The organism is Streptomyces sp. NPDC050704, assembly GCF_040654355.1.
GTDB lineage: Bacteria > Actinomycetota > Actinomycetes > Streptomycetales > Streptomycetaceae > Streptomyces.
The window spans coordinates 78,945-103,156 of sequence record NZ_JBFAHW010000001.1; the positions used below are offsets into that span (position 1 = coordinate 78,945).

The following is a 24,212-nucleotide window of genomic DNA, read 5'->3' on the forward strand; positions in this document are numbered from 1 at the left end:
GGGCGCCGGGCGGGAAGTCGCGCCACGCTCACGGCAGTCGTCGCCGTCGTCGCCGTCATGGCCGTGGCGCCCGCCGTCGCCGTCGAGCTCCGTACCCCGGACGAGGGCACCGTTCGACGGCGGCGATACTGGACGCATGAAGCTCAGCCGTCCCGTCTCCTGGTTCCTGCTCGCCTTCGGGGTGTGGAGCTGGGTCATCTGGATCACTTTCATTAAAAACCTCTGGAAGGACGGCAGCGGGCTCGCCTTCGACGACGCGGGCGATCCGACCGGGTACTTCTGGGTGCACCTGACGCTCGCCGTTGTCTCCTTTGTCCTTGGGACGGTCGTCGGGGGCATTGGGTTGCGCAGTATTCGAGCCTTGCGCCGCACGTCCCAACGGGGAGCCACCGCGTGATCATCGTCTTCATCGTCGTTCTGGTCCTGGTCCTGGCGGCCTTCGCCGGACTGCACTGGTACCTGTGGCGCCGCCTGGTGCGCGACACGACAGCCGGTCCTGGGCTCGCCCGGCGCCTGGGCACGGTCGGGGTGGTCGCCGCGCCGGTCCTCATGTTCGCGGCGTTCGTGACCGAGCGCAGCGGAGCGCCGTTCCGGCTCCAGCAGGTGCTGGCCTGGCCGGGGTTCCTGTGGCTGGCGTTGACGATCTATCTCCTGCTGGCGCTGCTGGTGGGAGAGGCCGTACGTCCGCTGCTGCGGCGCGTGCTGGAGCGGCGGGCGGCGCCGGAGGACGAGCCCGGGCCCGTGCCGGTGGAGGTTTCCGCGCCCGCCGAGGTGGTGGGGGCGGGGTCGCGGCAACATGTCGGTCCTCGGTCCGGCGCGATCGATCCGGCGGCGGAGGACCGGCCTCGGGAGACCGGAGAGGACGCGCCGGCCACCGCGGGCGGAGGCGCCTCCGCGGCCCCTCCGGGCGGGCCGGCGGGGGCGAGGGCAGGCAGTGGCCCCTCGCGTCGCCTCTTCGTCTCGCGCGTGGTGGGCGGGGCCGCCGCGGCCGCCGCCGTGGGCACGGTCGGGTACGGCACGTACGGCGTTCTGCGCGGGCCGAAGGTGAAGCGGGTCACCGTGCCCCTGGCCAAGTTGCCGCGGGCCGCCCACGGGTACCGGATCGCCGTCGTCAGTGACATCCACCTCGGGCCCGTGCTCGGGCGGGGGTTCGCCCAGCGGGTCGTCGACACGATCAACTCGACCCAGCCCGACCTCATCGCGGTCGTGGGCGACCTCGTCGACGGCAGCGTGAAGGATCTCGGTCCCGCGGCCGCGCCGCTCGCGCAGCTCAGGGCCCGGCACGGGTCGTTCTTCGTCACGGGGAACCACGAGTACTTCTCCGGCGCCGAGCAGTGGGTGGAGCACGTACGGGAGTTGGGCCTGCGCCCGTTGGAGAACGAGCGCACCGAGTTGAACGGGTTCGACCTCGCCGGGGTCAACGACGTGTCGGGCGAGGACGAAGGCCAGGGGCCCGACTACGAGAAGGCGCTCGGCGACCGGGACCGGGCACGCGCGTGCGTGCTGCTCGCTCATCAGCCGGTGCAGATCCACGACGCGGTGGACCATGGAGTGGATCTCCAGCTCTCCGGTCACACCCACGGTGGTCAGATGTGGCCCGGGAACTTCATCGCGGGCCTCGCCAACCCGACCCTCGCCGGTCTTGAGCGGTACGGCGACACCCAGTTGTACGTCTCCCGGGGCGCGGGCGCCTGGGGGCCTCCCACGCGGGTCGGGGCGCCGTCCGACATCACCGTGGTGGAGCTGGCGTCGAAGCAGGCGTGAGAACAGCCGGGCGTGCGCACAGCTGGGCCTGAAAACAGCCCGGCGTGCCAACAGCATGGACATCGACCGGCTGATTCAGGACAGTCGGGAGTACGCGGACCGCGGCCGTACGGTGGCGGAATTCCGCGGGCTTCAGGGGGCCGTGGTGCGCTATGTGTCGTTCGTTCCGTCGCGGCGGCGCATGGAGTAGGTGCTCAGCTGCGAGAACGCGGGCGGCGGGCGGTACCCGTCGACGGCCCCGGGGGTCCTGCGGTTCCGGAGCCTCCGCCGAATTGACGCGTTCACGCGGGGTTGACGATTGCGCGAGTGACGCGATGGGCTCACTCCACGCAGCACCATGTGTCGGAGGTGTGCGCGGGGTGAGGAGCAAACGTGTTGAGACGCAACTCCTTCCGGCTGCCCCGGCATCCGGCCTCGGTCGGGCTCGCCCGGCGCCGGGTACGAGACCATCTGTCGAACTGGGGGCACAGCGCGGGCGAACCGGCGTTCGAGGACGTCGTGCTGCTCGTCTCCGAGCTGGCCACCAACGCGGTGCGCCACGGGCCGCTGCTGGAGCGGGAGTTCGAGGTGGCGGTGACCGCGCTCGCGGACGGCTCCTGCCTGATAGAGGTCTCCGACGAGAGCCCCGTCCAGCCGCGGCTGCGCGTGGTCGAGGACTACGACGAGGAGTCCGGGCGCGGCCTGCGCCTCGTGGAGAACCTCACGACCGCCTGGGGGGTGTGGAGCCGGGGGCGATACGGGAAGACCGTGTGGGCGCTCGTGCCGAGCACTCCGCTGTGAGCCCGGTGAACGACGTCCGACGCGTGGTGGCAACGGCGCCCGACGCCCGACGAGTGGTGACAACGGAACCCGGCGCCCGACGAGTGGTGCGGGCCGGGATGCTCAGCCGTGGGTCCGGGCCGGCAGTGTCACCGTGACCGCCAGGCCCTTGCCGGGGGCCGTCCGTACCGTCACCTCGCCGCCGTGGGCCGTCACCACGCCCTGCACGATCGCCAGTCCCAGACCGCTGCCCGCGCCGCCGCTCGCGCGGAAGAAGCGGTCGAATATCCGGGCGGCGTCCTCCTCGTCGAGTCCCGGGCCCTCGTCCGCGACACACAGCCGTACGACCCCGTCCACCCGCTCCAGATCGAGCGTGACCGGCACGTCGGCGGGTGTGTGCGTGCGTACGTTGCCCACCAGGTTGCCCAGGATCTGCCGCAGGCCCGATTCGTCGGCGTGCACCAGGAGCGCTCCCTCGGCGCCCACGGACACCGGGCGCTCGGGCTGCTGGACCCGCAGGTCCTCCGCCGCGTCCCGGACGAGACGGCTCAGGTCGACGTTCTTGAAGCGCAGTTCGGGCTGCTGGTCGAGGCGGGCCAGGGTGAGCAGCTCGTCGACCAGGCGGCCCATGCGGTCGGCCTCGCCGGTCATCCGGTCCCAGGCCCGCTTCCGCTCGACGGGCTCGCGCAGCATCCCCTTGTCGTACAACTGGAGGTAGCCGCGGATCGCCGACAGGGGCGTACGCAGCTCGTGCGAGGCGTCCGCGACGAAGCGGCGCAGCTGGGCGGCGCTGCGCTCGCGCGTGCGGTACGCCGACTCGACCTGGTGGAGCATCGAGTTGAGGGCGAGCCGCAGCTGCTCGACCTCCTGGGTCGCGTGATGGCTGGAGGGCACGCGGCGGGTCAGATCCCCCTCGGCGATCGCCGACGAGGTTTCCACCATGTCCTCCAGGGGGCGCATCCGGCGGCTCACGCTGAGCATGGTCAGTACGGCGAGCAGCGCCAACAGCAGGGTCCCGAAGGCGAGATCGAGCTTGAGCGCCCTCGCGACGCCTTGGTGCAGTGCCTCGATGGAGGTGGCCATCAGGATCATGGTGTCGTCCGTGAGCGAGACCGCGGTGACCCGGTACGGAGTGCCCTTGACCCGGACGTCGTGCGGCTCGGTGTCGTCGACGAGCGCTCTCGGGTCGTCCATGGCGGCGGCGAGGGCGCGCTGGTTGTCGGTCGGCTCGAAGCTGCCGATCGTGATGGGCTGCCCCTTCCTGTCGACCGCCGCGAAGAGGGAGTCCGAATTCGGCGGGCCCTCCGATTCCGGCGCCTTCCCGTCCCGGACGAGCGCCAGCGCGCTCAGCGAGTCGATCTGGCGCGCCGTGATCTGCGTACTCCCCAGCGAATCCCGTGTCTTGAGCAGCTGTGTGTCGATCTGGTCGAGCAGGTAGTGCCGCATGCCCATCAGGCTCACCGCGGTCGCCATGACGATGCCGAGCGCCAGCAGCGCCACGTTCGCCAGCGTCAGCTTGCCGCGCAGCGAGTGGATGCCCCGGTGGCAGCGGCCGCCGACGATCATGCGAGCCCGTATCCGACGCCCCGCCGCGTGGTGATCACCGGGGCGCCGAGGGCGTCGAGTTTGCGCCGCAGATAGCTGATGTACGTCTCCACGACGGTCGACTCGGCCGAGTGCTCGTACTGCCAGACGTGGCGCAGGAGTTGCTCCTTGGGCACGATCCGCCCTCCGTTGCGCACCAGGAAGCGCAGCAGCGCGTACTCGGTGGGGGTGAGCTCGACCGTGCGGCCCGCGCGGTGCACCGAGTACGTCGTCTCGTCCAGCTCCAGGTCCCCGTAGCGCAGCGGCGGGCGCTCGGTCAGGACGTCGGCCGGGCGGGTGCGGCGCAGGACCGCGGCGATCCGGGCGACCACCTCGTCGATGTTGAACGGCTTGGTGATGTAGTCGTCGCCGAAGCCGAGCGCGCCGACGATCTCGGCGGGCGCGTCGCGCGCGGTGAGGAACACCAGCGCCAGGTCCGGCTGTTTCGCGCGCAGTTCGCGGCCGAGCGCACGGCCGTCGCCGTCCGGCAGCATCACGTCGAGGAGCGCGGCGTCCGGGCGCGTGCGCTCGGCCAGCGCCAGCGCCTGGCGGACGGTACCCGCCGTCATCACGTCGAAGCGGTGGTAGCGCAGGGCGATGGCCAGGACGTCCGCGATGCTCGGCTCGTCCTCGACGACCAGGATGGTCGCCCCCTCTTGTGCGGTCATGTCCCCAGTATCGGCGCGGGCACCGACAACGGGGGCGGGTTGTGCCTTGGAGTTCCTTGTGAGTCATGGCGTCGCGGTGTCCAGGCAGGCACCGCGCACCCGATGCTGAGCCGCAGGACCTGGGGGACCAACCGACCGACCGTACGAATAAGGAGCGTTGAGGCGTGGCGACATTGGCACGGTGGTGCTATCGGCACCGGCTGGTGGTCCTGTTGCTGTGGGTGGGGACGCTGTTCGGCGTGGGCTTCGCGGGTTCCGCCGCGGGCACGGACTACGCGAACACCTTCTCCCTCCCGAACACGGACTCCACTCGCGCGTACGACCTGATGGAGAAGGCCTTCCCGCAGAGCTCGGGCGACACCGACACGGTGGTGTGGAAGGTCGACGACGGCACCGTACGGGACCAGTCCGTACGCTCCCGGATCGAGCCCGCGCTCGAAGAGATCGGGCAGATGAAGGGAGTCGGCGAGGTCAGCAGCCCGTACGTCTCCCAGGGCGGCTCGCAGATCAGTGAGAACGGGCGGATCGCCTACGCCCAGGTCACCTTCACCGAACAGGCGAACGGTGTCCCGAAGGAGCTCGTCGAGGACGTCGTCGACACGGCGCAGGCCGCCGAACGCGACGGCCTCCAGGTCGAACTGGGCGGCCAGGCGATCACCCGGACCCAGGAACCGCCCACCGGCATCGCCGAGATGGTCGGCATCGTGGCCGCGGCGGTCGTCCTCTTCCTCGCCTTCGGCTCGGTCTTCGCGATGCTGCTCCCGCTGGTCGTCGCGATCGCGGCCCTCGGCACCGGCCTGATGACGACCTCGCTGCTCAGCCATGTCACCGACGTGCCCGAAGTCGCCCCGCTGCTCGGCTCGTTGATCGGCCTCGGCGTCGGCATCGACTACGCGCTGTTCATCGTCACCCGGCACCGGCGGGGCATCATGCGCGGCATGAAGCCGGAGGCGGCGGCGGTGACGGCGCTCAACACCTCGGGCCGGGCCGTGCTGTTCGCGGGCGGCACGGTGTGCATCGCGCTCGCCGGCATGCTGGTGATGAACATGCGCTTCCTGGACGGCGTGGTCATCGCGACCTCGCTGATCGTCGTGCTGAGCGTGCTGGCCGCGACCACCCTGCTGCCCGCGCTTCTCGGGCTGCTCGGTATGCGCGTCCTCAGCCGCCGGCAGCGGCGACGGCTCGCCGCGACCGGACCGCTGCCGCAGGAGGAGAGCGGACTGGCCGCGCGCTGGTCCGGGTACGTCGAGAAGCGTCCGCGGTCGGTCGCCGTCATGGCGCTGGTCGTGATGGCGGTCCTGGCGCTGCCCGTACTGTCGCTCCGGCTCGGCGCCACCGACCAGGGCAACCACCAGGAGTCGACGACCACACGACAGGCGTACGACCTGCTCGCCGAGGGCTTCGGGCCCGGCTTCAACGGCCCGCTCCAGGTGGTCGTCGAAGGCGGCGAGACGGATGCCCTCGTGTCGAGCATCCGGTCGACCGAGGGAGTCGCACAGGCCGCGGCCGCACCGCCCTCCCGGGGCGTCACGGTGATCCAGGTCGTGCCGAGCACGTCACCGCAGTCCGAGCAGACGGACCAGCTCATCGACCGCCTGCGGGACGACGTGATCCCGGCCTCCGGGACCGAAGCCCATGTGGGCGGCGTGACCGCCATCTTCAAGGACTTCGCGGCCGTGACCGGCGACCGGCTGCCGTACTTCGTCGCGACGATCATCTCGCTCGGCTTCCTGCTCCTCCTGGTGGCCTTCCGCTCGATCGTGGTGCCGCTGACGGCCGCCCTGATGAACCTCATCGCGGCCGCCGCGTCCTTCGGAGTGCTGGTCGCGATCTTCCAGTGGGGCTGGGGGACGGAACTCCTCGGCATCGGCAAGGAGGGGCCGATCACCGCCTTCCTGCCGGTCATCATGCTGTCGCTGCTCTTCGGGCTCTCGATGGACTACCAGGTGTTCCTGGTGAGCCGGATGCACGAGGAATGGGTGCACACGAAGGACAACGCGCGGGCGGTCCGGGTCGGCCTCTCCGAGACCAGCCGGGTCATCAACTGCGCGGCCCTGATCATGATCTGCGTGTTCTCCGCGTTCGTCCTCAGCGGCGACATGGAGGGCGCGATGGCGGGCATCGGGCTCGCCGCGGCGGTCGCGCTGGACGCGTTCATCCTGCGTACGGCCCTGGTGCCGGCCGCGATGCATCTGCTCGGGAACTCCAACTGGTGGCTTCCGGCCGGCCTGGAGAAGCGGCTGCCGCACCTGGCGGTGGAGCCGAAGGAGGAGTCGGTGCAGGACGTGTCCCACGCGCGCGTGCCCGACGGTGACGGCGGCTCCACCGTCGTCCACGGCTTCGTCCGCACCCCGGACGGTGAACCCGTCGAAGGTGCCGCGCTGACCCTGCTCTCCACGGGCGGCGGCCGTCAGCTGGACCGGGTGACGTCCCTCGCCGACGGTTCGTACATCGTCTCGGCGCCGGCCCCGGGGACGTACATGCTGTCCGTGACGGCCGACGGACACCCGTCCCGCGCCCAGCAGGTGAGCGTCGACGGGGAGCCGCTGGTGTACGACGTGGAGCTCGTGGAGGACGAGGTGGACGCGGTCAACTAGTCCTGGGCTGCCCGGCTTTGAGGATCTGCTCCACATCGAGGGTGACCGTGGCACCGATGGAGTCGGGCAGCGTGACGATCTCGCCGGGGGCGTGGACGCGGTGGCTCGCGTACTCGTCCCCGGCGGGGTCGGTGAGGACGTGGAGGCGTTGGTGCTTCCGGTCGACGATGACGTAGACGGGGATCTTGGCTCCGGCGTATGCGGTGACCTTGGTGCGCAGGTCGGTCTGGTAGTTGCTGGAGGTGACTTCGAGAACGAGGCGGAAGGCGATCGGGTCGTAGCAGTTGTTCTCGACGAGGTGATCTTCGATGTCGCCGTCGACGACTACGAGGTCGGGGATCGCGTAGTCCTCGATACCAGCGGGGAGCCAGAGCCCGACTCCTTCGAGCACTTCCGTTTCGCCGCCGTCCAGACCCGCGGTGTAGAAGGGGCGCCTCAACCTGGACAGAGCGCGGGCGTGAGCGACGTTGGGGGGCGGGCTCACGATGATCATGCCTCCGATGATCTCGACGCGGTACCCCGGAAGGCGGTCCATGATCCGGTTCGCCTCCGCGATCAGCGGACGGTCGCCGTAGGGCCGCTCGACAGATGCAGCGGACATCACGTGCCTCCTGTGGGCTGGGGTCGAGAGCATCATCGTAGGCAGGCCGGATGCCAGGTGTCCCGTTCGAGCCGCTTCACCCGATAGTGATCATTCCGCGCGCCGCTTGACCGCCGGATCCGGCAAGGCGTTCGTCATCCCCGGCAGGAAGTCCGTGAACAGGTCGTGCACCTCGCGGACCAGCGGCCGCAGCACCCGGAAGCGGGCCAGCGAGACGCCGAGAGAGGTGAGGCGGGCGCCGCGCTCGGCCAGCCGGTAGCTGCGCTCGCGGCCCTCCGTGCGGTCGAAGATCCAGTACAGGACGAGGCCCATCTGGGAGAGCCACAGCAGCTCGGGGAGCACATCCCGAAGCTCCTCCGGGACCTTCGCCTTGGAGCCGGCCAGCACCTCGCGGCAGACGCCGATGGCCTCCACGCGCGCGTGCTCCGACTCGGCCGAGAACGGGCTGAGCGGGCTGTCCGGATCGGCGGCGTTCTTGAAGAACTGCACCGCGAACTCGTGGTACGGCGTCGCCACGTCCAGCCACGCCTTCAGCACCCCGGCGATCCGGGCCTCCAGGTCCTTCTCCCGGTCCAGGACCTCACGGACCGCCACCCGGTGCTCGGCGGCGAGCCGGTCGTAGAAGCCCTGGATCAGGTGTTCCTTGCCGGCGAAGTAGTAGTACGCGTTCCCGACGGAGACCCCGGCCTCCTTGGCGATGGCCCGCATGGTCGTCTTCTCGTAACCCCGCTCCTGGAAGAGACGCATCGCCGTCTCCAGGATCAGGGCCCGCGTCTGCTCGCTCTTGGCGGGCGTACGGGACGGTCCGGGTCCGGGGCCTTCGGACTCCGCGGGGCCTTCCGGTCCACTGACACTGTCTTTCGCTGCTGGCACGGGACAGAGCCTAACGAGGCGCGCAGGTGTCGCCGTCGCAGGCGGGCGCGTTGTACGTCCAGCCCGCGGCCGGGTTGTACACCCACCCGTGGGCTCCGTAATGGGCATTCGCGCCCTCACGCCAACGCCCCTGCCGCCGCGCCGCCTGTCCTTCACGCCACTTGGCGGCGGCGAGGACCGCGCCCCGCGCGAGACGCGCCCCGGCCGGAGTGCTGAGCCGGTGGGCCATCGGGCGGTGCTCGGCGAGCGCCCACAGGGTGACGATCCAGGCGGCGGCGCCCCGGTAGACCTGGCCGGAGTCGCCGACCACGGTGATCTCGTCGAGCGTCGCCGCGTGGTCGAGCCCGGGGAAGCGGTGCCGGGCCGCTTCGGAGTCGGCCGGAACGAGCTCCAGCGGCACCAACTGCCGCTGCCGTACGAGCCAGTCGCGCAGGAAGGCGCAGAGCGAGCACTCGGCGTCGTACAGGACGGTGAGCCCGCGGACCGGGACGCGCGCGGCGTCCCGGCCCTGGGTGGCGGTGGCCATCGTGGTCACGCCCCGACCGCCGGGGCGACCCAGTCCTGCGGCGGCACGGGCGGCTGCTGCTCGCGCTCCATGATGCCCCGGCGGCGGATCTTGTTGAGCACGTACACGTTGCCCAGGTGCATGGCGCCGAGCACCAGGAGCACCACGCCGACCTTCGTCGACAGGGCCTCGAACACCCCGCGGGCGTCGGCGATCTCGTCGTCCTGGCTCAGATAGAGCGCCACGAAGCCCAGGTTGACCAGGTAGAAGCCCACCACCAGCAGGTGGTTGACGGCATCGGCGAGCTTCTCGTTCCCGTGCAGCACATCGGCCAGAAAGATCCGCCCGTTGTGGCTGAGTGTCCGCGCCACCCAGATCGTCAGCGCGACGCTGACCAGCAGATAGATGACGTACGCGACCACCGTGAGGTCCATGTCCCCACCCTCTCTCGAACTTCTTGAACGCGTTCAAAACGCTGTCGAGGAAGAATGTAGACGGGTTTTTGAACATGTTCAAGTCAGGCTTGGTGGTTGGCTTGGTGATCGCCTGGTTGGCCGGTCATCGGGTGGTGGTCGGTCCGGGGACGGATCGGGTGATCCGGCGGGGGGTCTGTGGGACGGTCGGAACTGGCATGGCCACTTTCGCGCCGCGGGGGCGCGTCACAGGACGGGGCGGACGGCGTATCGCCCTCAAGTAGCTCTACGGCTGGGGTGCCCCCACAGGTGCGTACGCGCCACGGTCGCGGGCTCGTCAGGCCTGGCCGGCGCGCCCCAGTTCCGGCCGTTTGCTGTAGTCGGTGAACCCGATGACGTTCCCCCACGGATCCGCGACCTCGACGGTCCACCCGGTCGCCGCGGAGGAGGGCGCGTCGAGGGACGCGATGCCCGCCGAGGCCAGCGCGGCGGCGGTACCCCGGGCGTCGCGCACCTCCAGCCACACCCGGGGCGACCCCCATGGCGGCGGCCGGTGCCCGAGCTCCTCCTCCCGGCGCAACAGCACCCCGGGCGTCTCGCTCCCGACCTTGAGCAACGCGATCCCGGCCTCGTCGAGCCGGAACCCGACGGTGAACCCGGCCCGCTCGTAGAAACCCACGGCCTCGTCGAGATCGCCCACCGGAAGCAGCACGTTGTCGAAACCGAGCAGTTCGTACGACTCGTTGTCTGACATGGCGTCAGGTTAGGGCGGTGGTCGGGGCTGCCGGGGGAGGCGGCCGCGGCGTCACCCGAGTGGCACGGGGGCAGGCGGGCAGAGGCGCGGCGGCACGGCGGCACCGATCAGAACGCCGCCTCCGCTATGCGCATCACATACGGCGTCTCCGGGGCCCGGTCCGTCGGGTTGATGGCGTAGACGAGGAGGCGGCGGAGGTCGCGGGTGGCGAAAACGCCGCTCGTGTAGCCGGCGGCGTGGCCGCTCTTGCCCCAGACGAGGGTGCCGCCGGGGAGTTCGGTGCGCTGGAGGCCGCCATAGCTGAACTGCCGCTCGCCGCTCGCCGCCGCGGGCATCCGGAACAGGTCCTTCTGCTGGGCCGGTGGGAGCAGGCGGCCGCGGTACAGGGCCGTGAAGAAGCGGGCCAGGTCCGGGGCGTTGGAGATCATCCCGCCCTCCGCCCAGGAGTGCGGGCTCTGGACGCTCACGTCCTTCAGTTCGTCCGAGCCGGAGCCCGGCACCACCACCATCCCCCGCGTGTGCGGCGCCGGTATCGACCAGTCGTCCAGCGCCGGTACGAAGGTGTCGCGCAGACGGAGTGGTTTCAGGATGCGGGTACGGACCTCGGTGCCGTACGAGCGGCCCGTCACCTGCTCGATGAGCAGGCCCGCGATGAAGTAGTTGATGCCGTTGTACCGCGTGGCCTTCCCCGGCTCCGTCGGCTCTCCGCACGCCAGCGACGCGTCGACGGCCTCGCGCGGTGACATGTCTTCCTCGGCGCAGGTCATGATCGGGAGCCCACTCGTGTGGCTGAGCAACTGGCCCACGGTGACGGGGTGGTAGCCCGGCGGCAGGAGGCCGGGCATCAGTTTCTGCACCGTGTCGTCCAGGGTCAGCTGTCCCTCCGCGGCCAGTTGCAGCAGCACCGTCGAGGTGAAGATCTTCGTGATGCTCCCGATGCGGAAGTGCGCGTCGGCGGACGGTACGGACGGGCCGGTCAGGCCCGTCCAGCGGCCGTCGGTTCCGCTCATCCGGATCAGGCCGCCCGTCACGTTCTCATTGGGTACCTCGGCGAGTACGGCTCGCAGTGCCTCCTCGTCCAGCTCTTGATGCCGGTGCGCCACACCGCGCTCGGGCCCGGCCGCCACCGCCGGCACGGCCCCCGCCACCAGCGCTGTCACCACCGCTCCGGCTGCCACGGCCCTGGCCCATCGCTTCTCGTGTCCACGTGAGTTCGCCACACGCACAAGCCTCGCGGCGTGCGGCCCTCCGCTCCATCGGGAAGATCCCGGACGCACCCCTGACACGACCCCGAGCCGACCCCGAGCCGGGTGATGAACCGATGTGGAGACGACCGTGCGCGATGACTGATTGTCAGTCAGGCTTAACAGCCGCCCACGCGCCTGGTGCTCAGCGCGATGTCGTCCATCCGCATGTCGTACGAGGAGGGGGAGGGGTCGGCCTGGTAGAGCTGCCAGCCCAGCTTGAGCTTGTCGAAGGTGGGGAAGACGAAGTCGCCCTCCGTACCGCCGTGCTGCTTCGTAGAGACGGTGAGGTCGGACTTCTCGACGCCGTCCAGGTAGACGGTGACCCGGTTGTCGGTGGCGTCGAGGTGGAACTCGACGCACTGCCAGGCTCCGGCGGTGACCGGCGCGGAGGTGCGCCAGGCGGTCCAGTCACCGGTGGAGCTCAGGTCGGAGCCGACGCCGAAGAAGTTGCGCTTCTCGGTGGGCACGTACTGGCCGCCGAGCGGACGGACCAGCGTGGGGGAGTCCGAGCCGGAAGCCTCGGCGAGGGTCCAGTGCGCCCAGTCGGGAGCGGTCGGGAAGGCGTCGACCTTCACGCGCATACGGGCCCAGAAGCTGTTGCCGGGCGGCGCGAGGTCGGACAGGACGAGGAAGGCACGGCCGTTGCCCTCGGTATGGACGCGGAGTTCGCGGCCGGGTCCGCCGGAGGTGCTCGGCTCGACGGTCAGCGTGCCGTCGGAGGTGTCGGTGGTCCAGCCCCGCCCCGCGGTGACCGGACCGAGGGGGAGCCGGTCGAAGCCCTCCCGTACGAAGGTGCCGCTTCCGTACGGGGCGGGCGTCGCCGAGGCGGTGGCGGGTATCGCGAACAGTACGGCCGCGGCGGCGGACAGCGCGGCGGCGGCTTTCCTCAGGAGGGGCATGGGCTCAGCCTGCAACCGGAACCCCGTCTGTCACATGAACCACACGGGATATGGCTGATTGAGACCTCAAGTATGTCTGAATCGCCGGGAGTTGCGGCCGGAACGCGTCGGCAACGGGCCGGCCTCTTCAACTCACAGACCTGGCCGATGAGTTCTACAGGTTGCTTGTCTTGGACTGTTGAGGTCGCGTTGCCACAGTGGACGCAGTCGAGTCCTCAAGGAGGAGGCATGGCCGCAGAGCACGATGCGTCGCCGGGTCCGCCGACTGCCGAGAGCACGCGGACGGACGTCGAGAAGGCCCTGCTGGGTGGCGCCACATACCGCAGCCTGGGCGAGCAACGGCTCTCGCCGGCCGAGGAGCGGTTCGAGAAGGGCCGCCGACTTGTGGGCTGGTTCCTCGCCCCCGCGGTGGCCCTGCTCTTCGGTCTGCTCCCGCTGGACATGGACGGCGCGCAGCAGTCGCTCGGGGCCGTACTCCTCGGCGTGATCGTGCTGTGGATCTGTGAGCCGGTACCCATCCCGGTCGGGGGCCTGATCGGGGTTTCGGCGATCATCCTGCTGGGGGTGGCCCCCTCGGACGAGGTGCTGGCGCCCTTCGGCTCGACCACCGTGTTCACGTTCATCGGGGCGTTCATTCTTGCCCAGGCCATGCTCAAGCACGGGGTGGCACAACGCGTCGCGTTCTTCGTCCTCGGGCTGCCCGGCGTGGGCCGGTCGACGGTGCGCATCATCCTCGCCTTCGGGGGCATCACCTGCCTGTTGTCGGCGTTCGTGTCCAACACGGCGACGGTCGCGATGCTGATGCCCACGGCGATCGGCATCCTCGCGGTCGTCGCGCGGCTGATGCAGGACCGCGGTGTGGTGCGCCCGGACTTCGACCCGATGCGGGTCCGGGTGGGCGCCGCGCTGATGCTCATGCTGGCCTACGGCGCCAGCGTCGGCGGGCTGCTCACCTCGGTGGGCTCGCCGCCGAACCTCATCGGCCGCGGGCTGATCGAAGAAGCCACCGGCGAGCGCATCTCGTTCGCTCAGTGGACCCTGGCGGCCCTGCCGATCTGCGCACTCATGTTCATCGTCCTCGCCGCCGTCCTGCTGCTGATCAACCGGCCGGAGGTCCGGCAGATCGAAGGCGTCGAGGAGTACGTCCGCGCCCGCCGCGCCGAGCAGGGGCCCATGAGCCGCGCGGAGAAGAACACCGTGGTCGCGTTCGCGGTCACAGTCGCCCTGTGGCTCGTCCCCGCGGTGGTCGGCCTTGCCGCCGGCACCGACTCCAGCGCGTACACCACCGTCGACGACCGGCTGAACGAGGGTGTCGCGGCCGTCATCGGCGCCGCCCTGCTGTTCATCCTGCCGGTCAACTGGTCGCGCCAGGAGACCACGATGACCTGGCGCGACGCGAGCCGGATCGACTGGGGCACCATCCTGCTCTTCGGCACCGGGATCATCTTCGGCGCCATGCTGTCCTCCACCGGTCTGGCGAAGACGATCGGCGAGAACGCCTCGGACGCGCTGGGTATCGGCAGCTCCTTCGCCATCACCGCTTTCGCTGTCGTGCTGGCGATCATCATCTCCGAGACCACCAGCAACACCGCCTCCGCCGCGGTGGTGGTGCCCATCGTCATCCCGCTCGCGGTGGCGACCGGGGTCGACCCGGTCGTCCCCGCTCTGGCCGCCACGTTCGCCGCGTCCTTCGGCTTCATGCTCCCGGTCTCCACGCCCCAGAACGCCATCGTCTACGGCACCGGGTGCGTGCCGATCACCCGGATGATCCGCTCCGGGATCACCTTCGACGTGATCGGCGCGATCCTGATCATCGGGCTCTTGCCCGTGATGGCCGCTGCCACCGGGATCGGGGGGTGACAGCTACGCGTCGCAGGAAGTTCCTCGCGGGCTCGGGGACCGCGGGGGTACTTCCTCGACGACCGCCGTCGACGACCGCACGACAGCTGTCGATGTCACCCGATGGCGATGCGGGTCTGCCAGTAGCTCACGGGGCCGATGATCTCGGTGCCGGAGCCCGAGAGGACCGTCTTGCCGCCCGCGTAGAAGCGGACCGAGCCGTCGGAGCGTACGGTCCAGACGTCGGGAACCGAGTCCCCGTTGGCGTCCGGCGTTCCGACCAGCAGCGGGATGCCGGCGCTGGACCAGCCCGCGGCACCGTACTCGGTGTCCTCGCCGCCCGACGAGTTGGCTCCGGACTTCAGGGAGTTCAGGTCGACCCCGCCACTGCTCGCGGCGATGCCCTTGCGCAGCAGTAGGCGCGCGGAGACATCAGTGCGGTACACCAGGTCCGTGACGCCGTCTCCGCTGATGTCCTGGACGGTGACCAGGTCGCGCTCGGTCCAGGTCGAGGCGGCCAGGCGGATCGCCTGGTCGACGGTTGCCCCGTGGTAGCCGGTGAAGGCCCACAACTCGTCGCCGACCGTGGCGAGGAAGTCGGTCCGGCCGTCACCGGTGGCGTCCCCGGCGGACACGATCTGGGTGAGGTCGGCGGGGCTGGGAGCGCCGTCGGGCAGCAGGATCTCGCGGCGCTTGTCGACGTTGACGGCGCCGTAGCCGTCGCCCGGGTAGACCCACAGCCTGCCTTCGACGCGGACGATCAGGTCCTGCAGGCCGTCACCGCCGTAGACGTCGCCGTTGTGGGTGATCAGCGCGCCCTTGAAGTGACCGGAGGGCGCGGCTACGAAGGAGGGCAGATCGTCGCCGTTCGGGTCCTTGGCGGGGTTGCCCCGGTAGGCCCCGGGCATCGAGTAGTCCAGGTCGCCGGTGCCCTTGGCCAGGTCCTTGTCCGCCTGTGACGGGTAGAGGGAGAGGTTGCCGCCCTCGGTGACGACCATCAGGTCGGCGAGCTTGTCGCCGGTGAAGTCGCCGGGGGCGTCGGCCTGGTCGCGAGGCGTGACATAGAAGAAGTACTTCGTCGGCTGGGACGGGTTGCCCGCTCCGTCCACGGCCCTGACGTACAGCACGTTGGGACCGGCGGTCGGCGGCTTGGCGTTGCCGATGGTGGCACTGACGGTGGTGGCTGTCCCGGAGGTACGCGTCAGAGAGCCTGTGTAGGAGGCCGAGTTGAAGCCGTACTCGTAGCGCACGACGTCCGTGTTGAGGGCGCGCACGGTGAACGAGCCCGCCGTCCCGAACTTGAGCGTGCTCCAGTTCGTGTCCTCGTCGTCGTTGCCGAAGCCGTTCTCGCTGCCGTCGGCGTTGGGGAAGTCGGTGGAGCTGACCTTGGGCGGCTTGGGGGCGGTGGTGTCGAGGACGAAGCGGCACGGTGTTTTGGCTGGAGAGTAGCCGGAGGAGGCGTTCGCGTCGTCGACGGCCCGCACCCGCCAGGAGTAGACGGTGCCGTTGGCGAGCGTGCTGGTGGAGAAACCGCTCGTGGTGCGCAGCGCGGTGTCCTTGTCACCGCCGACGGAGACCTTGCCGGTGGCCTTGAGCAGATCGCCCGTGCTGTCCCACTTGCCCTTGGCCCACAGGTCGAAGTCGAGGAAGTCGAGGTTCTTGTCCTTGTCGGACGCCCGGGCGGTGAACGTCAGACTGCCCGAGCCCATACGCACGTACGGCTCGGTGGTGGTGCACTTGCCCTCGGGGCCGAGGTCGAGAGACTTGGAGTCGACGGTCGGCTTGCGGTTGTAGACGAGTTCCAGGACGGGCGCGTTGTCCCCGTTGGCGCGGAACTTCTTCCACGCGTACTGCGCGTGCTCGTCACGGGCGCGCATCCCGAAGGTGATGGTGTCCTCGCCCTTGTCGGCCCGCTTCTGCGCGGCCTTCTTCACGTCGAAGGTCTCGTACGCGTCCCGGCAGCCGGACTTGTAGCCGTGCGCGAAGCTCTTGGTCGCGAACTTGTTGCCGTCGTGCAGCTTGGGGGCGTTCTTCCAGTTGGTGTGGGAGTTGATCTCGCCGGTGAGGTGCACGCTCATCGAGCGGGCGCTGCAGGACCAGGAGTACGTCTCCAGAACGCGCAGCTTCGCGCTGGTGATCTTCGTGCCCTTGAGATCCTTGTCGAAGGAGATGTTGAAGTACGAGCGGGAGGTGCCCCACGTGTCGGACTCGAAGCCGACGCGGGCCTCGTGCGTACCGCCCTTGTTGAAGCCCTTGCCGTTGTAGAAGGTGGCGTTGGGGTGGCGGCTGTACGCGGTGGTCCAGTTCTGGGTGTGCTTCTTCACCGACGGGTCGATGAACACCGGGTATGTGGTGGCCGAGTCCGCGAGGAAGTCCTGGGCCGGGGTGAGCGTCCAGTTCGCCCCGGACAGGTCGGTCTCGACGAGCTCGCCGCGGGAGTCGGGGGAGGGGCCGTCGAGGCCGGGCAGGCCGAGCGTTGCCGCGGAGCCGCTCTGCGAGGGCGCGGGCGTCGGCTCGGCAGGGGCGGACGGCAGCGGGGACTCCGCCACGGTGGGATCCGGGCCGTCGGTGGCCGCCGACAGGGTCTCGGGGCTCGCGTCGGCCTGCTCGTCCGTCTCGATGAGCTCCTCGGTGGGGCTCGGGCTGTCGCTCGGCTCCTCGGTGACCGGGCCGGTGGGACCCGGGCTCTCCGATGCGGTCGGCTGGGCGGTGGCGCCCGACCCGGCCGCCGCCGAACAGGGCCGCGAAACACTGGACTTGGAGACGCTCGACAAGGACGCTCCGGTCGCCGGCGAGGTCTTCGAGCGGGACCTGGAGACCCTGAAGGTCGATGTCCCCGAGGACCTGGAACAGGCCCCGGCCGGCACGGCGACGGCGCCGCCCGCCGACACCGGGACGGTCAGCTTCGGTTCGACGGCGAGTGCGACCCAGGCATCGGCGCGTACGGGCCCGATCGCGGCGCGTAAGGGCACGGCCCCGACGGCATCCCGCCAGGGAGCGACCGCCCAACAGGTCGACCTGACCCCGGTCGACGACCTGCCCGTCAGCCTCGGACAGGCCCCCGACCAGGCCGCGCCCACGGGCACTTGGCAGGTCTCCGTCGCCGCCCGCACCGCGCCCGTGTCCCAGGGCGTCGACGGCGCCGTCGTGACCGTCCAGGCCCCGGCCACCGGTTCCGTGCCGGTCTCGGTCAAGCTGGACTACGCCGAGTTCAGGAACCTCTACGGCGCCGACTGGGCCTCCCGCCTGCGCTTCGTCCAGTTTCCCGAGTGCTACCTGACGACGCCGGACGACGAGGCGTGCCAGACGTACGAGGAACTGGAGACGGCCAACGACACGAAGGCCCAGGCCATCACGGCCACGGTGGACACGGCTGCGGACGGAACGGTCACTCCGGCCGCAGCGCGGGCGATCGGCGCTGACGGCCCGTCAGTAGCCCAGGCGTCGTACCGCGCCTCGGTGACCCCGGCCGCGGCGACCGGCGACACGGCGGTCGTCGGCGCGGTCGACTCCGGTGGTGGTGGCGGCGGTTCGTTCAAGGCCACGCCGCTGGCCTCCAACGGCAAGTGGGAGGCGGGTGGTTCATCGGGTGCGTTCACCTGGTCGTATCCCCTGACCCTCCCGGCAGCACCTGCGGGTCCGGCCCCCAACGTCTCCTTCACCTACAACTCGCAGACAGTGGACGGCCGTACCGCGGTCTCCTCGCCCCAGGCATCCTGGATCGGCGAGGGCTGGGGATACGACCCCGGCCACATCGAGCGCCGCTACCGGGCCTGCCAGGACGACCGCAAGGCGATGAACTCAGGCACGGCCAACAACACGGCGAAGAAGGACAAGACGTCGGACCTGTGCTGGGTGTCGCACAACGCTGTGATGTCTCTGGCAGGCAAGACCACCGAGTTGGTGCGGGTCGGCAGCACCGACACCTATCGTCCGCAGCGGGATGACGGCACTCGTGTCCAGCTGAGGACGGGCGGCAGCAACGGCGACAACGACGGCGAGTACTGGGTTGTCACCACCACGGACGGCACCCAGTACTTCTACGGTCTGAACAACGTCGGCGGCGGCCACGCCGACACCAACTCCGTCTCCACCGTCCCCGTCTTCGGCAACCACCCCGGCGAGCCCTGCCATGCCACCGCCTTCGCCGACTCCCGCTGCGGCGCGGGCAAGAAGCAGGCCTGGCGCTGGGGCCTGGACAAGGTCGTCGACGTGCACGGCAACGCACTGGTGGCCAACTGGAAGCAGGAGACGAACCACTACGCCGTAAAGAAGAAGTTCAAGTCCCCTGAGCAGTACGACCGTTACGCCTACCCGACGACCATCGAGTACGGCATGCGCTCCTCGGACCTGACCAAGCCCTCCGCCACGGTCGAGTTCGGAGCCAAGCAGCGCTGCTTGAAGTCGGAGACGGCCTGCGACGCGGCGAACTTCGCCAAGACCGACGACCCGGGCGCGTACCGGCCCTGGTGGGACACACCCGGCAACCTCAACTGCAAGTCCACGTCCAAACTGTGCCCGGCCTTCCCGTCCTTCTGGACGCAGATGCGCCTGGACACGGTGACGACGAAGGCGGCTCGCGCCGGTCAGACCGGCCTCGGCAAGGTGGACACGTACACGCTCCACCAGTCCTTCCCGGAGGACTGGTACGACACATCGCCGGGCCTCTGGCTGAACTCGATCACCCGCAGGGGCTTCGCCCCGGGCGACAGCACCGGCACCCTCCAGTCCAAGGACGGCGTCAGCTTCGCCGAGTACTCGGTCGGCTCGACCTCGCCCCTGCGCCTTCGCCTCATGGACCGCCAGCTCCCGAACCTGGTCTCCAGCGGCCCGAACGACCAGGGCCCCGGCTTCACCCGGCCCCGCATCGGCACGGTCGCCACCGAGCACGGCGGCGACATCGAGGTCGAGTACAAGGGCGGCTGCGCGAGCGAACCGTCCGAGGACAAGGGCAAGAACAACGGCACCTGCTATCCGGTCCGCTGGTCCCCGGACGGCGACGAGAAGACGCCCGCGAAGGCGTGGTTCAACAAGTACGTCGTCGACTCGGTGACCGAGACGGACAAGGTCACGTCGCGCGGCAAGCCCGTCCACGTGACGTACGACTACTCGGAGCCCGCCTGGGCCAAGTCCGACGACGAGTTCACCCGCCCGTCCCTGCGCACGTACAGCGACTGGCGCGGCTACCGCAAGGTCGCGGTCACCAAGGGCAGCAAATCCACCTCCAAGTTGGGCGAACCACAGTCGCAGTCGTACTCCGAGACGCGGTACTTCCAGGGCGTCGGCGGAGTAGTGAAGGACTCCACGGGCGCGTACACGCTGCTCGACGATGACGAGCCGCAGTACGCGGGCATGACGGCGGAACGCATCACGTTTCTCAACTCGGACAAGGGCGCCAAGGGCGTCAAGAAGAGAACCCTCAGCTACCCGTGGTCGAAGCAGACCGCGTCCCGCTCGCGTGAAAGCCAGGACGGAACGGACATAGCGCCGCTTCTTGCGCACCGCAGTGGCATCCAGCGCACGGACGAGATCCAGACAGCCGATCCGAGCTGGCGTGCCGTCCGGACGCTGACGTCCGTCGACGAGACGTACGGCCTGCCGATCCAGGTCGAGACGGCTGTGGTCAAGCCGAACGGGTCCGGAGAAACCCTGTCCGACCAGAGCTGCACCAAGACGTCGTACGTGCACAACACGTCGACGTGGCTGATCGGGCTGCTCAAGGAGGAGCGGAGTACGGGCACTTCGTGCGCCGACCACGGCACGGCCGATCCGGCCACCAAGCTCATGTCGGCGTCGCGGACCAGCTACGACAACCTGGCATACGGAGAAGTGCCGACGAAGGGGCTCGTCACCTCCACCGCCGCGATCGACGGTGCCGGAACCGCGTACTCGGTCATCACGAAGACCACCTACGATCCGCTGGGCCGCCTCCGCACCGTCACTCCGCCGGGCACCGGTATGACCGAGACCCAGTACACCCCTGGGGATGCGGGCGGACCGGTCACGTCAGTCAAGACGATCAATGCGAAGGGGCACGCTGTCACCACGGCCTTCGATCCGGGCCGAAGCCTTGCGCTGACGGTCACCGATGCGAACGGTCGGGTGACGCGAAGCGAGTACGACGCGCTCGGACGTCTGGTGAAGGGCTGGTCGCCGTCGCGCTCGTCCGGCGGCAGGACGCCGGACATAGAGATGGAATACCAGGCGGCGATCGCCACCTCCGAGAAGACCCGACCGGCCGCCGTCACGGCCAGGACGTTGAAGGACGACGGCTCCTACAGCCGTCAAGTAACGATCTACGACGGTCTGATGCGCCAGGTCCAGAGCCAGTCCGAGGCTCATGGCCCGGGCCGGATCGTCACCGACCTCACCTACAACGACCACGGTCTGCCCGACGAGCAGACGGGTGCCTATGTCGCGAAGGGTGAGCCGGCCGTCGAGCTGTTCGCCCCCAGGTCGAAGGCGCTGATCCCCAGCTGGGTCAAGCTGCGCTACGACGGTCTGGAGCGGCAGGTGCGCCAGTCGACGTACTACGACGGCGACTTCGAGTACGCGACGCCGACGGAGTACAGCGACACCAGCACGTACGTGAATCCGGCCGGCTCGACCGCGCCGCGGATCCGGACCTACACCGACGCCCGCGGCCGGGTCACCTCGATCCACCACTACAGCAAGGACGGTGAGAGCTCGGGCGACGGACGTCTGACCGCGTACGAGTACGACGCCCGCGGCAATCGGACCAAGGTCACGGACCCGGCGGGCAACGTCTGGACGTACACGTACGACGCCCGTGGCCGGGTGACGTCCACGACCGACCCGGACGTCGGCAGGACCGACACCTTGTACGACGAGGCCGACCGGCCGAACAAGGTGACCGACGCCAAGTCGAGGACGACGCACACGGAGTACGACGAACTCGGCCGGATCAAGAACGTCCGAGAGGGCTCCGCGACCGCCACCCCCGCCAAGTCGTACACCTACGACACGCTGCCGGGCGCGCTGGGCCAGCCGGTCGCCTCGACCCGGCACACCTCGGGCGGCGACTACATCAGCCGGGCCACCGGCTATGACACCGACTACCGGCCCACCGGCAGCGAGACGGTGATCCCGGCCCACACGACGACCACCGGTCTGTCCGGCACGTATGCCTACGCGTACACCTACACTCCGACCGGCAAGCCGCTGTCGATCACACTGCCGGCCGTGGGCGGACTCGCGAAGGAGAAGGTCGTCACCCGCTACAACGGTGACGGCCTCGCCGAGTCGACGTCAGGCCAGGCCTGGTACACGTCCGACGCGACCTACTCGCCGTACGGCGAGGTACTGCGCACGGTCTCCGGATCCCAGCCCAACCGGGTGTGGACGACGAACTTCGTCGACCCGCACACCGGCCGTCTCCAGCGCACGGTCGCGGACCGCGAGACCGCCGGCCCGCACCGCATCACGGACAGCCACTACTCCTACGACATCTCGGGCACCATCACGTCCAACGCCCGCAAGCTGTCCGAGGCTTCGGGCACGACATGGGACAACCAGTGCTTCACGTACGACGTGATGGGCGAGCTGGTGAACGCCTGGACGTCGAGTGTCGCGCCCGCCGGGAGCGGCACCGGGTGCAAGTCGTCGGGCGGGGTGGTCTGGGGTTACCGCACCGATTTCGCGGCCTCGTCCGGTCCGGTGGCGGATGCTCCGGATGCGGCGACGGACGTGTCGAGCCCGGACGCCACGCCGACATCGACCCTGGCCGCGACCGCTCCGAGGGCGTTGCCGAGGACGGTCATGGCGTCGCGCTGGAGGGGAAGGCGTACGTGGGTGTAGACGGTGGCGGTGACGCCGACGTGGTCGTGGCCCAACAGCTCTTTGATGACGATGAGTTCGAGAGTGGTGCTCAAGTCGGGACGACCTGGGAGGACACAAGTGGGCACAAGTGGGGCGCAGGCGGCGGCCTTCTTCCGTGAGATCGTTCAGACTCGTACCGTTTGGTGGGTTCGAGATGACGACGGTAGTCCGACGCCGGTCTCAAGTTCTGGACGGCCGGCATTTCCCTATTGGTCATCGGAGGCCCGTGCGCATCGCGCTGCTCAGCTATGGGGTCCTCAATTTCGTGCTGTTTCAATGCCGCTGGATCATTGGCGAAGCGCGGCTTTGCCGGATTTAGCCAGGGATGACTTCCGGGTAGGGATTAATTGGAGTGGACAGCACCTGACTGGATGGGATTTCAATGTCAATGAAGTGGTCAATCGTCTCATTCACGTGCTTGGCGAACCACCATACGACGGGTAGATTCGGTTGACCGCAACACGGACGCACAACACAGAACTTCCACGCACATCCACACACAAGCCGAATAGCGCTCACCTGCGAAAACGTAGATGACAGTTCCTCAGCCCGCACACGTATTAGAAGAGAGGTCTAGACCGCAGACGGCAACGGTTGACGGCAACGTCCGCGGACGGGGGCTGCGCAGAGCGCGGGAGCATAGGCCGGACTACCAATCGGAAGCCCCACTGTCCGACCGCTCGGCAGCAGACCAGCCGGGCACCCGAGAGGCCGTCCGGCGAGCTCGTACCGTGCGGCGTCGGCACCCGGGCCGAACTGCCGTCCCGAACGCCTGGGTCAGGTGGCTGGCTGAGGTCGCGACGATGGAGATAACTGGGCTGATGCCGGTGCGGGGTTGAGCGAGACACACGTGGCGGATGACCGGCCAGCGCACCCGCCGTTGTGGCTGACCTTCTATGGCAGAGGCCAGAACGCTCCACAGCCGTGAGCGCGCCACGCACGTGGGGGCCCGCCCCTGCCGGGGCTGACGAGTGCGGGGGAGTCTCGATCGGCTGCGCCAGGCAGGGGGCGGGTGGGTCAGCGCGGTGCGGCGCCTGGGCGAGCGAGACGGCCACGTCTGGCGCCAGGTCCGCCAGGGGCGGGTGATGATCTCCCGGTAGGTGTGGTGGGACGGGTTCTGGCCGCAGTGCCGCAGGACTCCGACGCGTAACGCACCCGGCAAGACCGCCTCGCGGACATAGTTCCTCTACATCCCATCGAGGCGGCCCGCCATGCAGGCCGCGCGCTCGCCCGCCGACTCGCGCTCAGGCGTTCCGCCCGCGCGGCGCGGCCAGCGCGCTGCGCAGCCGGACCTGGAAATCGTGCCCGGTCAGGACGGCACTCCGAGACTTTGAGGAACCGGCCTTCGCGCGAGCGTCGAAGATCACGATCCCTGCTCGGGCACTGCGGGCGGGCGAGGAGTCAGCCCGAGCCGCGGGGCAGCGTACGGGGCCATGATCTCTCCCGCGAAGGCCGCTTCCTTGGACTCTCCGTGCCGCGGTCGAGTTCAGACCGTGTACAGGCGCAGCTTGACGCCGAGCGAGTCGGCCAGCTGAGTCAGGTCGTCGGGATCGCTGGTGACCACCGGGGCCTGGTACTGCACCGCGGTAGTGATCACGATCGCGTCGACCACGTCGGAGGTACCGGAGGCGGCACACGCCACGCCGGCCGCCCGGCCCATGCGCTCGTCGTCGGGCAGGATGTCGCAGCCCTTGAGGACTCGGGAGATCTGGTGCTGCGGCCCGCCGCGCCAGGCCTGGGCGAGGACCACTACCGGCACCAGCGGCCGGATCCGGGCGGCGGTCAGCTCGTCGTGCAGGGCCAAGAAGTCGGGGCGGCGGCGCTCGGCGGCCACGAGGGCCCCGGTGTCGTAGACGATGGTGCGCACGTT

17 protein-coding genes and 1 pseudogene are annotated in these 24,212 nt (G+C 69.6%); 7 read left to right on the forward strand and 11 right to left on the reverse strand.

Going from position 1 to position 24,212, the window contains the following annotated elements; translation table 11 throughout:
• Positions 1-136: 136 nt before the first annotated feature.
• The 3 genes from AB0I18_RS00320 (at position 137) to AB0I18_RS00330 (ending at position 2,544) form a co-directional block, all read left to right on the forward strand.
• The gene (locus AB0I18_RS00320; protein ID WP_363103073.1) at positions 137-397 is read left to right on the forward strand and encodes a hypothetical protein; all 261 of its coding nucleotides are present in this window, start codon (positions 137-139) and stop codon (positions 395-397) included.
• A complete protein-coding gene (locus tag AB0I18_RS00325) occupies positions 394-1,764 on the forward strand; it encodes a metallophosphoesterase (protein ID WP_363103074.1) in 1,371 nt (456 codons plus the stop codon). The genes AB0I18_RS00320 and AB0I18_RS00325 overlap by 4 nt, the downstream gene beginning before the upstream one ends.
• Before the next feature lie 372 nt (positions 1,765-2,136).
• The gene (locus AB0I18_RS00330; RefSeq protein ID WP_363103075.1) at positions 2,137-2,544 is read left to right on the forward strand and encodes an ATP-binding protein; all 408 of its coding nucleotides are present in this window, start codon (positions 2,137-2,139) and stop codon (positions 2,542-2,544) included.
• A 102-nt stretch (positions 2,545-2,646) separates the two neighbouring features.
• On the opposite strand, the gene AB0I18_RS00335 is transcribed toward AB0I18_RS00330, so the two are convergent.
• Both AB0I18_RS00335 and AB0I18_RS00340 read right to left on the reverse strand, forming a co-directional pair.
• The gene (locus tag AB0I18_RS00335) at positions 2,647-4,089 is read right to left on the reverse strand and encodes a HAMP domain-containing sensor histidine kinase (protein ID WP_363103076.1); all 1,443 of its coding nucleotides are present in this window, start codon (positions 4,087-4,089) and stop codon (positions 2,647-2,649) included.
• On the reverse strand, positions 4,086-4,775 hold the full coding sequence (locus tag AB0I18_RS00340) for a response regulator transcription factor (protein ID WP_363103077.1): 690 nt from the start codon (positions 4,773-4,775) through the stop codon (positions 4,086-4,088). Before AB0I18_RS00340 ends, AB0I18_RS00335 begins: the two co-directional genes overlap by 4 nt.
• A gap of 173 nt (positions 4,776-4,948) precedes the next feature.
• On the opposite strand from AB0I18_RS00340, the gene AB0I18_RS00345 reads away from it, so the two are divergent.
• Positions 4,949-7,372 (forward strand): MMPL family transporter, encoded by a 2,424-nt coding sequence (locus tag AB0I18_RS00345; RefSeq protein WP_363103193.1) that lies wholly within the window; start codon positions 4,949-4,951, stop codon positions 7,370-7,372.
• On the opposite strand, the gene AB0I18_RS00350 is transcribed toward AB0I18_RS00345, so the two are convergent.
• The 7 genes from AB0I18_RS00350 to AB0I18_RS00380 form a co-directional block, all read right to left on the reverse strand.
• Positions 7,365-7,973: a Uma2 family endonuclease gene (locus tag AB0I18_RS00350; RefSeq protein WP_363103078.1), complete on the reverse strand. Its 609-nt coding sequence runs from the start codon at positions 7,971-7,973 to the stop codon at positions 7,365-7,367. The genes AB0I18_RS00345 and AB0I18_RS00350 overlap by 8 nt on opposite strands.
• A 90-nt stretch (positions 7,974-8,063) precedes the next feature.
• Positions 8,064-8,846, reverse strand: a complete 783-nt coding sequence (locus AB0I18_RS00355) for a TetR family transcriptional regulator (RefSeq protein ID WP_363103079.1) — start codon at positions 8,844-8,846, stop codon at positions 8,064-8,066.
• 10 nt (positions 8,847-8,856) lie between these two features.
• Positions 8,857-9,372 carry a DCC1-like thiol-disulfide oxidoreductase family protein gene (locus tag AB0I18_RS00360; RefSeq protein WP_363103194.1) on the reverse strand — a complete coding sequence of 172 codons (516 nt, stop codon included), beginning with the start codon at positions 9,370-9,372 and terminating at the stop codon, positions 8,857-8,859.
• Between the two features lie 5 nt (positions 9,373-9,377).
• Positions 9,378-9,785 (reverse strand): hypothetical protein, encoded by a 408-nt coding sequence (locus AB0I18_RS00365; protein ID WP_363103080.1) that lies wholly within the window; start codon positions 9,783-9,785, stop codon positions 9,378-9,380.
• A 316-nt stretch (positions 9,786-10,101) separates the two neighbouring features.
• Entirely contained in the window at positions 10,102-10,518 is a 417-nt protein-coding gene (locus AB0I18_RS00370; protein WP_363103081.1) for a VOC family protein, read from the reverse strand.
• Positions 10,519-10,625: 107 nt separating this feature from the next.
• Positions 10,626-11,738, reverse strand: a complete 1,113-nt coding sequence (locus AB0I18_RS00375; protein WP_363103082.1) for a serine hydrolase domain-containing protein — start codon at positions 11,736-11,738, stop codon at positions 10,626-10,628.
• A 143-nt stretch (positions 11,739-11,881) separates the two neighbouring features.
• The gene (locus tag AB0I18_RS00380; RefSeq protein ID WP_363103083.1) at positions 11,882-12,664 is read right to left on the reverse strand and encodes a hypothetical protein; all 783 of its coding nucleotides are present in this window, start codon (positions 12,662-12,664) and stop codon (positions 11,882-11,884) included.
• A gap of 228 nt (positions 12,665-12,892) precedes the next feature.
• Between AB0I18_RS00380 and AB0I18_RS00385 the strand changes: the two genes are divergently transcribed.
• Complete coding sequence (locus AB0I18_RS00385; protein ID WP_363103084.1) at positions 12,893-14,524, forward strand: DASS family sodium-coupled anion symporter; 1,632 nt, start codon at positions 12,893-12,895, stop codon at positions 14,522-14,524.
• Positions 14,525-14,619: 95 nt separating this feature from the next.
• Here AB0I18_RS00385 and AB0I18_RS00390 read toward each other — a convergent pair.
• A pseudogene (locus AB0I18_RS00390) lies at positions 14,620-17,220 on the reverse strand (DNRLRE domain-containing protein); the annotation flags it as partial.
• Here AB0I18_RS00390 and AB0I18_RS00395 point away from each other — a divergent pair.
• Positions 17,165-22,321, forward strand: coding sequence for a hypothetical protein (locus AB0I18_RS00395; RefSeq protein ID WP_363103195.1), 5,157 nt, complete (start codon positions 17,165-17,167; stop codon positions 22,319-22,321). The pseudogene AB0I18_RS00390 and the gene AB0I18_RS00395 overlap by 56 nt on opposite strands.
• 51 nt (positions 22,322-22,372) lie before the next feature.
• Entirely contained in the window at positions 22,373-22,786 is a 414-nt protein-coding gene (locus tag AB0I18_RS00400; protein ID WP_363103196.1) for a DUF2750 domain-containing protein, read from the forward strand.
• A gap of 1,042 nt (positions 22,787-23,828) precedes the next feature.
• Here the strand turns inward: AB0I18_RS00400 and AB0I18_RS00405 are convergent.
• Positions 23,829-24,209: a PIN domain-containing protein gene (locus AB0I18_RS00405; RefSeq protein WP_363103085.1), complete on the reverse strand. Its 381-nt coding sequence runs from the start codon at positions 24,207-24,209 to the stop codon at positions 23,829-23,831.
• Positions 24,210-24,212: the final 3 nt, after the last annotated feature.

Coding starts and splice junctions, on each gene's coding strand:
- AB0I18_RS00320 (WP_363103073.1), top strand. CDS start 137: ATGAAGCTCAGCCGTCCCGTCTCCTGGTTCCTGCTCGCCTTCGGGGTG.
- AB0I18_RS00335 (WP_363103076.1), bottom strand. CDS start 4,089: ATGATCGTCGGCGGCCGCTGCCACCGGGGCATCCACTCGCTGCGCGGC.
- AB0I18_RS00340 (WP_363103077.1), bottom strand. CDS start 4,775: ATGACCGCACAAGAGGGGGCGACCATCCTGGTCGTCGAGGACGAGCCG.
- AB0I18_RS00350 (WP_363103078.1), bottom strand. CDS start 7,973: ATGTCCGCTGCATCTGTCGAGCGGCCCTACGGCGACCGTCCGCTGATC.
- AB0I18_RS00360 (WP_363103194.1), bottom strand. CDS start 9,372: ATGGCCACCGCCACCCAGGGCCGGGACGCCGCGCGCGTCCCGGTCCGC.
- AB0I18_RS00365 (WP_363103080.1), bottom strand. CDS start 9,785: ATGGACCTCACGGTGGTCGCGTACGTCATCTATCTGCTGGTCAGCGTC.
- AB0I18_RS00370 (WP_363103081.1), bottom strand. CDS start 10,518: ATGTCAGACAACGAGTCGTACGAACTGCTCGGTTTCGACAACGTGCTG.
- AB0I18_RS00380 (WP_363103083.1), bottom strand. CDS start 12,664: ATGCCCCTCCTGAGGAAAGCCGCCGCCGCGCTGTCCGCCGCCGCGGCC.
- AB0I18_RS00385 (WP_363103084.1), top strand. CDS start 12,893: ATGGCCGCAGAGCACGATGCGTCGCCGGGTCCGCCGACTGCCGAGAGC.
- AB0I18_RS00400 (WP_363103196.1), top strand. CDS start 22,373: ATGAGTTCGAGAGTGGTGCTCAAGTCGGGACGACCTGGGAGGACACAA.